12 protein-coding genes are annotated in these 12,772 nt (G+C 67.6%); 6 read left to right on the forward strand and 6 right to left on the reverse strand.

What is annotated here, in order from left to right; genetic code table 11:
- The first annotated feature begins 13 nt into the window (after window positions 1–13).
- Entirely contained in the window at window positions 14–931 is a 918-nt protein-coding gene (locus tag N5D20_RS07285; RefSeq protein WP_248854404.1) for a LysR substrate-binding domain-containing protein, read from the forward strand.
- On the opposite strand, the gene N5D20_RS07290 is transcribed toward N5D20_RS07285, so the two are convergent.
- Window positions 921–1,784: a DMT family transporter gene (locus N5D20_RS07290; protein ID WP_100447882.1), complete on the reverse strand. Its 864-nt coding sequence runs from the start codon at window positions 1,782–1,784 to the stop codon at window positions 921–923. The genes N5D20_RS07285 and N5D20_RS07290 overlap by 11 nt on opposite strands.
- A 133-nt stretch (window positions 1,785–1,917) precedes the next feature.
- On the opposite strand from N5D20_RS07290, the gene N5D20_RS07295 reads away from it, so the two are divergent.
- Complete coding sequence (locus N5D20_RS07295) at window positions 1,918–3,297, forward strand: PLP-dependent aminotransferase family protein (RefSeq protein WP_099560370.1); 1,380 nt, start codon at window positions 1,918–1,920, stop codon at window positions 3,295–3,297.
- Here the strand turns inward: N5D20_RS07295 and N5D20_RS07300 are convergent.
- Complete coding sequence (locus tag N5D20_RS07300) at window positions 3,236–4,180, reverse strand: LysR substrate-binding domain-containing protein (protein WP_043398268.1); 945 nt, start codon at window positions 4,178–4,180, stop codon at window positions 3,236–3,238. The two genes, N5D20_RS07295 and N5D20_RS07300, sit on opposite strands and share 62 nt — an antisense overlap.
- A 115-nt stretch (window positions 4,181–4,295) precedes the next feature.
- Here N5D20_RS07300 and N5D20_RS07305 point away from each other — a divergent pair, with 115 nt between their 5' ends.
- Together N5D20_RS07305 and N5D20_RS07310 are read left to right on the forward strand one after the other, a co-directional pair.
- Window positions 4,296–4,994 (forward strand): glutathione S-transferase family protein, encoded by a 699-nt coding sequence (locus N5D20_RS07305; RefSeq protein ID WP_010483737.1) that lies wholly within the window; start codon window positions 4,296–4,298, stop codon window positions 4,992–4,994.
- Between the two features lie 86 nt (window positions 4,995–5,080).
- A complete protein-coding gene (locus tag N5D20_RS07310; RefSeq protein WP_279914718.1) occupies window positions 5,081–5,755 on the forward strand; it encodes a methyltransferase in 675 nt (224 codons plus the stop codon).
- 3 nt (window positions 5,756–5,758) lie between these two features.
- On the opposite strand, the gene smqnr is transcribed toward N5D20_RS07310, so the two are convergent.
- Window positions 5,759–6,406 (reverse strand): SmQnr family pentapeptide repeat protein, encoded by a 648-nt coding sequence (gene smqnr / locus N5D20_RS07315; RefSeq protein WP_010483741.1) that lies wholly within the window; start codon window positions 6,404–6,406, stop codon window positions 5,759–5,761.
- A gap of 160 nt (window positions 6,407–6,566) precedes the next feature.
- On the opposite strand from smqnr, the gene N5D20_RS07320 reads away from it, so the two are divergent.
- Together N5D20_RS07320 and N5D20_RS07325 are read left to right on the forward strand one after the other, a co-directional pair.
- The gene (locus N5D20_RS07320; RefSeq protein ID WP_126559837.1) at window positions 6,567–7,343 is read left to right on the forward strand and encodes a DeoR/GlpR family DNA-binding transcription regulator; all 777 of its coding nucleotides are present in this window, start codon (window positions 6,567–6,569) and stop codon (window positions 7,341–7,343) included.
- A gap of 11 nt (window positions 7,344–7,354) precedes the next feature.
- The gene (locus N5D20_RS07325; protein WP_279914719.1) at window positions 7,355–8,488 is read left to right on the forward strand and encodes an MFS transporter; all 1,134 of its coding nucleotides are present in this window, start codon (window positions 7,355–7,357) and stop codon (window positions 8,486–8,488) included.
- 9 nt (window positions 8,489–8,497) lie between these two features.
- Here N5D20_RS07325 and N5D20_RS07330 read toward each other — a convergent pair whose 3' ends face one another.
- The 3 genes from N5D20_RS07330 to N5D20_RS07340 all read right to left on the reverse strand — a co-directional run bounded on the left by N5D20_RS07330 (window position 8,498) and on the right by N5D20_RS07340 (window position 12,672).
- Window positions 8,498–10,003 carry a PepSY domain-containing protein gene (locus N5D20_RS07330; protein ID WP_279914720.1) on the reverse strand — a complete coding sequence of 502 codons (1,506 nt, stop codon included), beginning with the start codon at window positions 10,001–10,003 and terminating at the stop codon, window positions 8,498–8,500.
- 11 nt (window positions 10,004–10,014) lie between these two features.
- Window positions 10,015–12,153, reverse strand: coding sequence for a TonB-dependent receptor (locus tag N5D20_RS07335; RefSeq protein WP_279914721.1), 2,139 nt, complete (start codon window positions 12,151–12,153; stop codon window positions 10,015–10,017).
- 129 nt (window positions 12,154–12,282) lie between these two features.
- Window positions 12,283–12,672, reverse strand: coding sequence for a DUF2946 family protein (locus N5D20_RS07340; RefSeq protein WP_049434369.1), 390 nt, complete (start codon window positions 12,670–12,672; stop codon window positions 12,283–12,285).
- Window positions 12,673–12,772 lie beyond the last annotated feature (100 nt).

Genomic DNA, 12,772 nt, shown 5'->3' on the forward strand with positions numbered 1-12,772 from the left:
CAATCATGCCCGCATGGACTCCATCTCCGCCCTGCTTGCCTTCGTCCGTACCACCGAAGCAGGCAGCATCGTCGGCGCTGCCCGCGTGCTCGGCCTGTCCGCCTCGGCGGTCGGCAAGCGTATCGCCCGCCTTGAGCAGGAACTCGGCACCCGCCTGTTCCATCGCACCACCCGCCGCGTGCACCTCACCGACGAAGGCGAACTGCTGCTGCAACGCTGCCGGCGTGCGTTGGATGAACTTTCCGAAGCGCAGGCAGACCTCGCGCAGCGACAGCACGCCCCCAGCGGGCTGCTGCGCATCGGTCTGCCCACCATCGGCTACCGCTTCCTGCTGCCGGTGCTGCCCGGCTTCCAGCAGCGCTACCCACAGGTGCAGCTGGAACTGGACTTCAACGACCGCATCGTCGATGTGGTCAGCGAAGGCCTCGACGCGGTGATACGCAGCGGCGAACTGGCCGATTCCAGCCTGACCGCACGGCGCCTGGGTGGCTTTCGTTTCATGCTCTGCGCGGCGCCTGGCTATCTGCAGGCGCACGGCATTCCCAGCGATGTGGGCGATCTGCGCATGCATGCGGCTCTGCGCTTCCGCTACCCGACTACCGGGAAGCTGCACCCCTGGCAGTTGCCGGGGGTGGAAGGCGATGCAGGCGCGCGCCTTCCGACGGCGATGACCTGCAACAACATGGAAGCCGTGCTGGCCGCCGCCATCGGCTGCATGGGCCTGGCCTGGATGCCCGACTTCCTGGCGGCCGACGCACTGGCCGACGGCCGCCTGCAACAGGTGCTGCCAGCGCTGCCCACGCACAAGGGGCAGTTCTCGCTGCTATGGCCCGGTGGGCGCCACCCCAGCGCACGGCTGCGGGTGTTCATCGATTATGCTGTCGCACACCTTTTCCGCGACGCTCCGTCCCCGTTTGTGTTCAGCGGCTGAAACGGCGAGCGCCGGCGACGCAGATCACCGCGACCACGGTCACCAGCACCATGCTGAGGCTGACCGCTTCATGCAGCAACAGCGCAGCCAGCGCCAGGCCGAAGAACGGTTGCAGCAGCTGTAGCTGGCCGACCGCGGCGATTCCACCCTGGGCCAGCCCGCGATACCAGAACAGGAACCCCAGCAGCATGCTGAACACCGCCACGTAGCCCAGCGCCCACCACGCGGATGCCCCCACTTCGACGAACGAGGGCGGGCGCATCAGCACCGTCAGCGGCAGCATCACCGGCAACGCCAGCAGCAGTGCCCAGCTGATCACCTGCCAGCCACCCAGATGCCGAGCCAGTCGGCCGCCTTCGGCATACCCCAGGCCGCACACCACGATCGCCGCTAGCATCAGCAGGTCGGCCTGCAACGAGGCCTCAATGCCGTTGCGCGCGGCATAGCCGACCACGCAGGCGCTGCCCAGCAGCGAGAACAGCCAGAACGCCGGGCGCGGCCGATCGCCACCGCGCAGTACGCCGAACACCGCAGTGCTCAGCGGCAACAGGCCGAGGAACACGATGGTGTGCGCTGATGAGGCGTGGCGCAGGGCAAGCGCGGTCAGCAGCGGGAAGCCGACCACCACGCCAAGGCTGACCACCGCCAGCCCGGGCAGGTCGCTGCGTCGCGGAAAGGGTTGGCGCAACAGCAGCAACAGGCCCAGGCCGAGTATGGCGGCGATGGTGGCGCGCGCGGCGGTAACGAACCCGGCGTCCAGCTGCAGCACGGCCAGGCGGGTGGCTGGCAACGAGCCGGCAAAGATCACCACACCGATGAAGCCATTGATCCAACCACTCGCCGACCGTTCCACGTCTGTACTCCCGGGGGTGCCGGGCGGTGCCCGGCGGGATCTCCATGGAAGCACCTGCGGCCCGCGCCCCCCAGCTACAATCCAGTACAGTTTCAAATAACTGTACTGCCCACACTTACAGCACGCTTTCGCCATGACGCGCCCGCTTACCCGCATCGAATCGGTCATCCAGGCCGTCCGCACCCGCATCGGCACGCGGGTGGATGGCGCCGGTTCGCGGCTGCCCTCGGTACGCGCGCAGGCGGCGGCGATGGGCGTGTCGGTCTCCACCGTGGTCGAGGCCTACGAGCGCCTCGCCGCCGAAGGGCTGATCAGCGCGCGTGCCGGTTCCGGCTTCTATGTCAGTGGACCGGCCGCACCGCTCGCCCTGGCCGAAATGGAACCACGCCTGGACCGCGCGGTGGACCCGCTGTGGGTGTCGCGGCAATCGCTGGAAACGCCGGCGGGCCACCTCAAGCCGGGCTGCGGCTGGATGCCCAGTGATTGGCTGTATCACGACGGCGTGCGCCGCGGCCTGCGTCGGCTGGCGCGTGCCGATGCCATGCAGCTGGTCGACTACGCCGGCCCGCTCGGGCTGCCCGCATTGCGCCAGCTGCTGCAACGGCGCAGCGCGGCGCTGGGCATTGATGCACCGATTGAGCAGATCCTGCTGACCGAATCCGGTACGCACGCGGTCGATCTGCTCTGCCGTTTCCTGCTCAAGCCCGGCGACTGCGTGCTGGTGGATGATCCGAGCTACTTCAACTACCACGCGCTGCTGAAGGCGCACCAGGTGCAGGCCATCGGCGTGCCGTACACGCACAGCGGCCCGGACCTGGAGGCGTTCGCGCAGGCACTTCAGGCGCATTCGCCACGGCTGTACATCACCAACTCGGGCCTGCACAACCCGACCGGCGCGGTGCTCTCGGCCAGCACCGCGCATCGGCTGCTGGGGCTGGCCGAACGCAGCGAACTGATCATCGTCGAGGACGACATCTTCGCCGACTTCGAACTGCAGCCGGCACCGCGCCTTGCTGCGCTGGATGGGCTGTCGCGTGTGATCCACGTCGGCAGCTTCTCCAAGACCCTGTCGGCCGCTTCGCGCTGTGGCTACATCGCTGCACGCCACGACTGGATCGAAGCGCTGACCGACCTGAAGCTGGCCACCAGCTTCGGCGGCGGCCATCTGGCGATGCAGTTGATGCACATCGCGCTGACCGACAGTGGCTATCGCCGCCACATGCAATCGGTGCGCTCGCGCCTGGCCGATGCGCGCCGGCACACACTGCGGAAACTGCACACGCTGGGCATCACGCCGTGGCTGCAACCGGAAGCCGGCCTGTTCCTCTGGTGCCAGCTTCCCGATGGCCGCGATGCTGCTGCGCTGGCACGGCAGTGCCTGCGCGAAGGCATCGTGCTGGCCCCGGGCAACGCGTTCAGCCAATCGCAGCGCGCGGCCGACTATGTGCGTTTCAACGTCTCGCAGTGCCAGGACCCGAGGATCTGGCAGGTACTGGCACGCGCGCTGCGTTGAGCTGGTAATGCGCGACCAGCGCATCCACCACCACGCGCACGCCCGGCAGCTGGCCGCGACGATGCGGCAGCAGCACGCTGGTGGTGACTTCGCCGGCATGCCACGCCGGCAGGACCTGCTGCAGGCGGCCAGCAGCGATGGCCGCCGCACACAGGCTGCAGGGCAGCACGGTGATGCCAAGACCCGCTTCTGCCGCCGCGATCAGCAGCTGCGATTCATTGCCGACCAGCGCCACCTGCGGCTCCACCTGCACGGTGCCGGCGTCGGCGCTGTGCAGCGTCCAGCGCGTTGCATGGCGCGCGGTCAGCAGGCCGGCATGCGCGCGTAGCTGCTCGGGCGTGTCCACTGCCGGCGCGGCTGCCAGATAACCAGGGGACGCCACCAGCACGATGCGTTCGCTACCGAGCATTCGCTGCACCAACCCGGAATCCGGCAGCGGACCGAAGTGGCTGCGCAGGGCGATGTCGATGCCCTCCTGCGCCAGATCGATGAAACGATCACTCACTTCAACTTCGATGCGCAGCCGCGGATAGCGGCGGGCCAACGCGGGCAGGCACGCGGCGAGCTCGCCCTGCACCACCGGAATCGAAGCGCTGATGCGCACGGTGCCGCTGGGTTCGGCCTGGCGGTCGCGGACAATGGCCTCCGCAGCCTCTACCTCCGACAACGCCGCGCGTGCGCGTTCGAAGAACTCTTGGCCGACCTCGGTCAGCGCGAAGCGGCGCGAACTGCGTTGCAGCAGCCGCACTTCGAGGTGTTCTTCCAGCAGCGCCACGCGCTTGCTAAGGGTCGAGCGCGGCAGGCCCAGATGTCGCCCACCTGCGGCGAAACCACCCTGCTCCACTGCGGTCACGAACAGGGCCAGATCATTGAGGTTGAGCATGCGCAACGTCCACACGTGTGGACTTCAGGATGCCATTCGGACGGCTTCAGCGGCAATGTCCATGCTGGCACGCTTTCCTCACCCGCCGCATCGCGGCTCGAACCGGAAATCTGCCATGACCCCGATCCTCTTCTACGGCGTGCCCTCGGGCTGCTCGTTCGGCTCCATCGTTGCACTGGAGTGGCTGCGCCAGCCTTACCAGCTGTGCCGCATCGACATGCCCGGCCAGGTGCAGGGCGAAGACTACCGCCGCCTCAATCCACTGGGCGAAACCCCGACCCTGCGAACCCCGCAGGGCGAGCTGCTCAGCGAGAGCCTGGCCATCCTCAACCACCTGGCTGCGAAGGGCATCGCGCAGGGGCTGGGCTTCGCACAGGGCACGGCTGGCTTCGATCGCCTCAACCACCGGCTGGCCTATCTCAACACCAGCTTCTTCGGTGCCTACGCGCCGCTCTGGCACGCACTGGAGCATGCGGAAGGTGATGAAGCCGAGGTGCTGGGTGCCTATGGCACGACCAAGGTGCGCCACGCCCACCAGGCGCTGGAGCAGATGATCGGTACGGGCCCGTGGCTGCTGGGCGAACAGCGCAGCTTCGCCGATGCCTACTTCGCCGGCATCGCGCGCTGGAACGACTATCACCAGGTGGTCGACCGCCGCGAGTTCCCCAGGGTGCAGCAGCTGTTCGAACGCCTGCAGGACGACGCGGGCGTGCAGTTCGCCCACGCCATCGAAGCGCAGCAGCCGGCAACCAGCAGTGGTGGCTTCCTCGGCGAGGTGAGGCTGGAAGACGTGCTTGAGGCCGCAGCGGCCTGAGCCCTGTGCTGTCTCTGCGGCAGCGGCGCGCAATGCCTCTTGCGCGCCGCGCTACAGTGGTCTGTCCCCGTCGAAGGAATCCGCACATGTCCACGTTCTCCGACCCGCAGGCGGTGGCCCGCTATGCCGAAGCACCGCTGCGCCAGGTGCCCGGTTTCCTCGCGTTGCAGCAGATGAGCCGCCTGCTGCTGGCCGAACGCGTTCCCGCACAGGGCCGCGTGCTGGTACTCGGTGCCGGTGGCGGGCTTGAGCTGAAGGCCTTCGCCGAGGCACAGCCGGGCTGGCAGTTGCTCGGCGTGGATCCGGCCGCACCGATGCTGGCCCTGGCCGAACAGACACTGGGTCCGCTGAAGTCGCGCGTGCAGCTGCTGGAAGGCTACATCGACGATGCGCCCGATCTGCGCTTCGACGGTGCCACCTGCCTGTTGACCCTGCACTTCCTCGACGCCGCGCAGCGCCTGCACACGCTGCGCGAGCTGCACAGGCGCCTGCAGCCCGGCGCACCGCTGGTGGTGGCGCACCACAGCGTGCCGCAGGATCCGGCCGGCAAGCTGCGCTGGTTGCAGCGCTACGCCGCGTTCGCCGAAGCCTCCGGCGTTGCCCACGCCGATGCACAGCGCGCGATCGACGCCATTGCCGAGCGGCTGCCGCTGCTGGCCCCCGAACAGGAGGTCGCCCTGCTGCAGGAGGCCGGCTTCGACGGCGTGGAGCTGTTCTATGCGGGCTTCAGCTTCAAGGGCTGGGTGGCGTACGCCGGCTGATGCCTACGGCACCACCGTGATGCCGATGCGCTGCATCAACAGCGCCACCTGCTGGACATCCAGCGTGGCGCCACGCAGGTTGGTCCTGCGCAGGTCCAGCTCGCCCAGCTCGGAGTTGGTCAGATCGCAGTCGGTGAAGTTGGCGCTGTTCCAGTCGATGCCCTCGAACTGGCCGCCGGACAGGTCCGAGCCGGCGAAGCTGGCGCCACTCACGTTCGCACCGTCCCAACGGTTTTCCCAAAGCTCGCACTTCTCCAGCGTCACCCGCGAGAAGTTCGCGTAGCGCAGGTTCGACTTCTTGATGAAGGCACTGCAGAACCAGCTCCGCGTGGTGATCTGGTTCATGAAGCTGGCGTTGCTGAAATCCGCGCCCTGCGCGCGGCACTCGCTGATCTCCAGGCCCAGTGCCTTGATGAAGTTGAAGTGGCACATGCTGATGTCGCAGCTCCGGAAGCTGGCTTCCTTCAGCGTGGCGCCGTTGAAGCGACAGCCGGCACGGCTGTCGGCATCGTAGAAACTGCAGTTGATGAACTCGGTGCCGGTCAGGTCCGCGCCGGAGAAATCGCACTTGTGGAACTGCTGGTCGACCACCTTCTGGCCGGTGTACTGGTCTGCGCCGATGCGCAGCTCGCGGTGAACGGTGGGGGACATCAGGGATTCCATGCCAGGTGCCCCGCCATGATGCCGGGCCGCGAGGGCGATCCATAGACCCCAGGCGCCGGCGGGTTCACCGGCAGTCCAGCCACCCTGTGTCCACTTCCACCCATTGCACGTTGTTGCACGTTAATGCACGAATGTGCAGACTTGCAGCATGAGCTCAGATCCCAGCCCCCTCCCCGCCCAGCGCACCCGGCAGATCCTTGAGGAACTGCGCCAGCAGGGCCGCGTGGTCGCCGCCGAACTGGCGCGCCGCTATGCCGTCTCCGAAGACTCGATCCGCCGAGACCTGCGCGAGCTGGCCGCACAGGGCCTGTGCCAGCGTGTCTACGGCGGCGCCGTGCTGCCACCGCCGAAGGAACGCCCGCTGCGCGAGCGGCTCACCCGCGACCGCAGCGACAAGGCCGAGCTGGCCGCCCGCGTCTGCGCGCTGCTGCAACCCGGCCAGGTCGTACTGCTTGATGCCGGTTCGACCAACCTGGCGATCGCCCAGCAACTGCCGGCCGCTCTCGGGCTGACGGTGATCACCAATGCCCCGCAGATCGCCACCGCCGCCAGCATGCTTGAAGGCACCCTGGTGCAGCTGATCGGCGGCCGCCTGGCCAGCGGCGGCGGTGCGGTCGGTGCCGAAGCGTTGGCCCAGGTGCAACGCCTGCGTGCCGACGTGTACCTGCCCGGCCCCTGCGCGGTGGACGGCGACACCGGCGTGTGGGCGATGGATGCCGAGGAAGCCACGCTCAAGCGCGCGATGGTGGCCTGCAGCAGTCGCATCATCGTCGCCGCCACCACGGAAAAGCTCGGCGCCCGCGGCCACTGGCAGATCGCCAGCCTCGACGAGATCGACGATCTGGTGCTGACCACCACCGCACCGCCCGCACTGGCAGCTCGCTTCCGCGCCGCCGGTATTGCGGTGCACCCCACTCCTCCCTGACCGTACCGCTCATGTCCCTCGCCAACCGCGCGCGTGCCGAACAGCACGCGACCCGCGCTGCATTCTTCATTCCCGGCTTCGCCACCGCGCTGTGGGCCACGCTGGTGCCCTTCGCCAAGGCACGTACCGGGATCAATGACGCGACGCTGGGCCTGGTACTGCTCTGCCTCGGTGCCGGTTCGCTGCTGGCGATGCCCTTGTCCGGCGTGCTGGCCGCGCGCCTCGGCTGCCGCCGGGTGATGGTGGCCAGCAGCCTGCTGATCTGCCTGACGGTGCCTGGCCTGGCACTGGCCGGTTCGGCCTGGACGCTGGGACTGGTGCTGTTCGTGTTCGGTGCCGCCGTGGGCGCGATGGACTGCACGATGAACGTACAGGCCGTCATCGTCGAGCGCGAAGCACGGCGCGTGATGATGTCCGGCTTCCATGCCTTCTTCAGCATCGGCGGCTTCCTCGGCGCGGCCACCATGACCGTGCTGCTGTCCGCGCAATTGCCGCCGATAGCGTCGGTGCTGATCGGCGTCGGCGCCATGCTGCTGGCGTTGCTGCTGTCAGCGGCGTACTGGCACAGCGAACGGATGCCGCACGACACACCGATGCTGGCCCTGCCACACGGCATCGTGCTGTTCATCGGCGTACTGGCGTTCGTTGCGTTCCTCGGCGAAGGTGCGATGCTGGATTGGAGCGCGGTGTTCCTCAGCGATGTGCGTCGCGTCGATGCCAGCCTCGCCGGTATCGGCTATGTGACCTTCACCCTGACCATGACCATCGCCCGCCTGTTCGGCGATGCACTGGTGGCGCGCGTGGGCCGCCAGCGCGCGATCGTTTTCGGCGCTCTGCTTGCTGCCGCTGGTGTGCTGGTGCTGACTCTGGTCACGCCATGGCAGGCGTCGCTGGCGGGCTATGTGCTGGTCGGCCTTGGCTGCGCCAACATCGCACCGGCGCTGTTCTCGCTGGCCGGCCACCAGACCCGCATGCCGGGTGCGCTGGCGATCACCGCCGTTTCCACGCTGGGCTTCGCCGGCATCCTTGCCGGACCGGCGCTGATCGGCTTCGCCGCCAACCATTTCGGCCTGATCACCGCGTTCATCGGCGTGGCCACGGCCTTGTTGCTGGTTGCAGTGTCCACGCGCTGGCTGCGGGTGTAGCCCAGTGCATCAGCGCCGCCTGCGCCGCAGCTTCATCCGCAACCGGCGGTAGCCGATCACCGTGGCCGTTGCACACAACGCAGTGCCCGCAATGCTCAACAGCAGCAGAACAGCCAACCGGGCGGTGTCGAAGCGCAGCATCGCAGGCAGGTCCCAGCTGTGCAGGAAGTAGAACAGCCAGCGCCCCACCCGCTCGCGATACCCCATCGTCAGCAATGGATCGCCGGTGGCCAGGTCGAGGTAGACGCGCGTCGCCTCGGCATCGCCGAAGTCCACCACCGCCACCGGGAAGCGGCGAACCGCTGCGCCGTTCATGGCTTCCGGTGCACGTGGGTAGAAGTACGCATCCGCTGCATGCTGGACCCAGTACCCCTGCATGGGCGCATCCGACAGCGCCCGCACCTTCTGCTGCAGCCACCCGGCCGGCAGCAACCGCGCAACCTGCAGATGCCCATTGCTGCCGGACACGATACGGGTCTCGCCCTGTCCGTCCAGCAGCACCGCGAACAGCTCGCCACCGATGCGTCGCCACTGGATCTCCACGGGCTTGAACCGCTCGGCCTCGACGGCCGTCAGCAGCGCCGCCGGTTCGCCCAGTGCGCCATCCACCACCACCGGACCACCGCGATAACGTCCGCTGTCGATCGCCTCGCGCGTACTGCTGAAGACGCCCAACGGGTTCATCGACATCAGCCCGCTGAAGATCCAGGTGAACACGAACGCTGCAGCCACCAGCCCGATCAGATGGTGCCAGCGCATCCATGGTTCGACGTATGGCGTCTTCGCACCCGAACGGTAGTGTCCACGGAAACGCCAGCGCCACACACCGACCACGATGCCGCTGACTGCGGCCACCGTGCACAGCGCGGACAACACGATCACCACCCACGTCCACACCGGGTCCACCGACTGCATGCGCAGGAAGTACAGCCAGTGCAGCCAGGCACCCACATAGTTCCAACGCTGCTGCACATGCGGTGCGTCCAGCACCACTTCGCCGGTGTGCGAGGACACATACAGGTCACCCGGCTGCGCGCCCCCTACCTCCACCCGGTACAGGGGCCGGTGCGCGTCCAGCGCGCGCGAGTGCGTCCAGCGATCCTCGTCCACGCGCATCGCGCCCACGAACGCCTGGCCGCCAGCAAACTGTGCAGCGGACGCTTCGGCGCGCTGTGCCGACACCGGAAGCAGAACCTGGCCGGTGCGCGCAGACCAGGCGCCCACGTTGCCGCCGCTTCGCACCACATACGCTGGCTCGCCGCGCAGCGTCGTCAGTGCCACGGCCTCCGGCTCGGCCTGCACGGCAGCTGGCAGTACCGACAGCCCCTGCCAGCCGCGGGCATCCCCCAGCAGCGGCAACGCCGCCAGCCGCTCACCCGGCGTCAGCTTCGGGTAGCCGATGAACAGCATCACCATGCCACTCACGAACCACAGCAGCATCAACAGGCACCCACCAATGCCCAGCCAGCGATGCACCAGGTAGTTCCAGCGCCTGGCGGTGGATCGCAGCGTCATGGCCGGCCTCCTCAGAAGCGATGGTCGACGGTGAATTCGACGCGCCGGTCCGCACCCAGCAGCCATTGCGTGCTGGTGTAGTACGCGGTGGCGTAGTACGCCTTGTCGAACACGTTGAACAACCGCGCGGACAGCCGCGTGCGCGGTGCCGCCTGCCAGGTCAGCGCCAGGTCGGTGGTGCTGTAGCCGGGAAGTTCCAACGCGTTGGCATTGTCGGCGTAGCGCTTGCCGACATAGCGAACACCCGCCGCTGCGCTCCAGTCCGGCAGGAACTGCCAGCTCAACCATGCGTTGGCCAAGCGCTCGGCCACGTTCGGCGGTACGTTGCCATCGCGCGACACCAGCACCGCCGGCGAACCCGTGGTTTCCAGGAAGTCCTCAAACTCGGCCTTCAGCACCGTCGCGTTGGCATCGAGCGACCAGTGCGGCGCGAAGTTCCAGTTCAAGGACGCTTCAATACCGCGCGAGGTCTGCGCACCCACCTGCACCCGGCGATCCGGCACCAGCGGATCACGGCTGAGCAGACCGGTCTTGCGGATGCGATACGCCGCCAGCGTCCACTCGCCGCCATCGAAGGCCTGCTTCAGGCCCACCTCGATCTGCCGGCCCTTGGCCAGATCGAAGGCACCGTTGGCTGGGCTGATCATCAGCAGTCCACTGACCGGGTCCGCCGCCTGTGAGTACTGCGCGTAGAGGCTCAGCGTCGGCTGCAGCGCGAATACGGCACCTGCACGCCAGCCGGTGCTGCTGTAGGTCTTCGAGAACGCGTTCTGGCCACTGATCAGATCGGTGCGATCGATGCGCGCGCGGTCGTGGCGCAGCCCACCCAGTACCGACCAGCGTTCGCTCAACGCCAGCCGGTCCTCCACGAACAGCGCGTACTGCTCGGCGCGGTTGCGATAGCGCGGCAGGTTGGGCGCGTCGCTGGCGAACCGGCCTGGCACCGGATCGAACGGATCGACCGGGCCCGAGCTGCCGGCATAGGTGTTGTTGGTGTGCTTGAAGTGCGCACGATTGGCATCGAGGCCCACGGCAAAGCGGTTGGTCAGGCCCGCGATGTTTCCTTGTACCCGCAGTGTCGAGGTCAACCCGGTCTGGTCCTGGTTGTGGGTGATCTCGGTGTTGCCGGAGCGATCGATCAAACCGGTGGCGCGGTTGTAGACATAGGCCTCGGCATTGCGCCAGTCGCGCTGGCTGTCGATCTGGTAGACGCGGGTGCGCCATTCCACGTTCGAGGTCGGCGTCCACAGCGCATCAAGTTGGGTCCAGCGGTCGCGATAACGGATGTCGCTGTCTTCCACGTTGTAGTTGCGATGGCGAAGTGCTTCCAGCTGGTGGCCATCCACCAGCGGCGTGCCGAAGTAGCGCATCGGTTTCTGGTAGCCCTGCGCATGGGTGAGCGTCAGCTGCAGATCCGTGCGCGGCTGCCACAGCAAGGCACCGGAGAAGGTCGCGTCCCTGTTGCGCCCGCGATCGACCCATCCACCGCTGTAGTTGCCACTCACGTCCAGCCGATAGGCCAGGTCCGGGGTCAACGCACCGCCGCTGCCGAAGCCCAGGCGCGCAGTATCCTCGCTGCCGACGGTCACGCTGATCTCGTTCTCGATGGCGCTACGCGAGGGCTTCTTGGGCACGATGTTGATGACCCCGCCAATGGCGCCATCACCATGGATGACCGAAGCCGGGCCGCGCAGTACTTCGATGCGTTCGATCGACCAGGTATCGAACGGGAAGGTGATGCCCACGCCGCCGTACTGGCGAAGCCCGTCGTACAGGCGCATCACCGAGGCGCCATCGGTGAAGCCACGGCTGGACAACGCACTCAGGCCGTTGCCTGGGTGCGGCATCGCACTGATCGCGCCTGCCCGGCTGATCGCATCATTGAGGTTGGTGTCGCCCCGCTGTTCCAGTTGTTCGCGCGAGATCACGGTCAGGCTGGCCGGTGTCTGCAGCACGCTCAGGCCCAGCGCAGACCCGGCGCTGGCGGTGGAAGACAGTTCACCGCTGCGGGTGTCGACCACGCGCACGGTATCCAGCGTGGTCGGAGGTGGCGCATCGGCGGCAAGGGCGGGCACGGCGTACAACAGGGACATGCACAGCGCAGGCAGTGTCGCCCTGCGCAGGCGCGCGGAGTTGGGGTTGTTTTTCATTTGTTCACGGCATGCAAGGCCGCCCCGCAGTGGCAGGGCAGCTCAGGGAATTCGGAGAACGCGCACGCAGCAGTGCCAGGCCATGCCTGGCGGCTCGGCAAAATCAATCCAAAGGCGCGCGCGCAGGGCTCAGGCGGCCATCAAGGCCGGCGGCCCACGCGCTCCCAATGTGCCGCTGATGCGCTGCGGCAACGCCTGCACCGCACCGCGCAACGCGCGGCATACCGGCGCCATCGGCGCCAACAGCAACACTGCCGCCACCAGCAGGGTGATCAGCCGCGCGGCGATCAGGCAGTAGTCGCAGTCCACGCCCATCTCATGCTCAGCGTGTGGATCGGCAGGCGGCTTCTTTTCGGCCTCGCCGTGCGACATCCCGTGATGCTCGTGGTGCCCTTCCATCGCGTGCTGCGCATGCTCTGCGTGCATCGCATGATTCATGGCAGCCACCGGTGCGGTGGCCGCAACATGGCCATGTACCAGCCAGCGGCTCACCAACGGGGCGAGCAACACCAGCAGCATGGCAAGCCATGCCAGGGCCTGGAACCGGCGGTGGAGGACAGAACGACGCACGCCGCCATTCTACGGGGCGATGGCCAACCTTGGACTGCGTTCAGGGTTT

The sequence above is a fragment of the Stenotrophomonas sp. GD03877 genome, from assembly GCF_029840555.1.
In the GTDB taxonomy this organism is placed as follows: Bacteria; Pseudomonadota; Gammaproteobacteria; order Xanthomonadales; family Xanthomonadaceae; genus Stenotrophomonas; species Stenotrophomonas geniculata.

Bases quoted from the DNA above. Each gene is read 5' to 3' on its own strand.
- N5D20_RS07305 (WP_010483737.1), top strand. From the start codon at position 4,296: ATGACCCCGATCCTCTTCTACGGCGTGCCCTCGGGCTGCTCGTTCGGC.
- N5D20_RS07300 (WP_043398268.1), bottom strand. From the start codon at position 4,180: ATGCTCAACCTCAATGATCTGGCCCTGTTCGTGACCGCAGTGGAGCAG.
- N5D20_RS07330 (WP_279914720.1), bottom strand. From the start codon at position 10,003: ATGACGCTGCGATCCACCGCCAGGCGCTGGAACTACCTGGTGCATCGC.
- N5D20_RS07335 (WP_279914721.1), bottom strand. From the start codon at position 12,153: ATGAAAAACAACCCCAACTCCGCGCGCCTGCGCAGGGCGACACTGCCT.
- N5D20_RS07285 (WP_248854404.1), top strand. From the start codon at position 14: ATGGACTCCATCTCCGCCCTGCTTGCCTTCGTCCGTACCACCGAAGCA.
- N5D20_RS07325 (WP_279914719.1), top strand. From the start codon at position 7,355: ATGTCCCTCGCCAACCGCGCGCGTGCCGAACAGCACGCGACCCGCGCT.
- N5D20_RS07320 (WP_126559837.1), top strand. From the start codon at position 6,567: ATGAGCTCAGATCCCAGCCCCCTCCCCGCCCAGCGCACCCGGCAGATC.
- N5D20_RS07340 (WP_049434369.1), bottom strand. From the start codon at position 12,672: ATGCTGCTGGTGTTGCTCGCCCCGTTGGTGAGCCGCTGGCTGGTACAT.
- N5D20_RS07295 (WP_099560370.1), top strand. From the start codon at position 1,918: ATGACGCGCCCGCTTACCCGCATCGAATCGGTCATCCAGGCCGTCCGC.
- N5D20_RS07310 (WP_279914718.1), top strand. From the start codon at position 5,081: ATGTCCACGTTCTCCGACCCGCAGGCGGTGGCCCGCTATGCCGAAGCA.
- smqnr (WP_010483741.1), bottom strand. From the start codon at position 6,406: ATGTCCCCCACCGTTCACCGCGAGCTGCGCATCGGCGCAGACCAGTAC.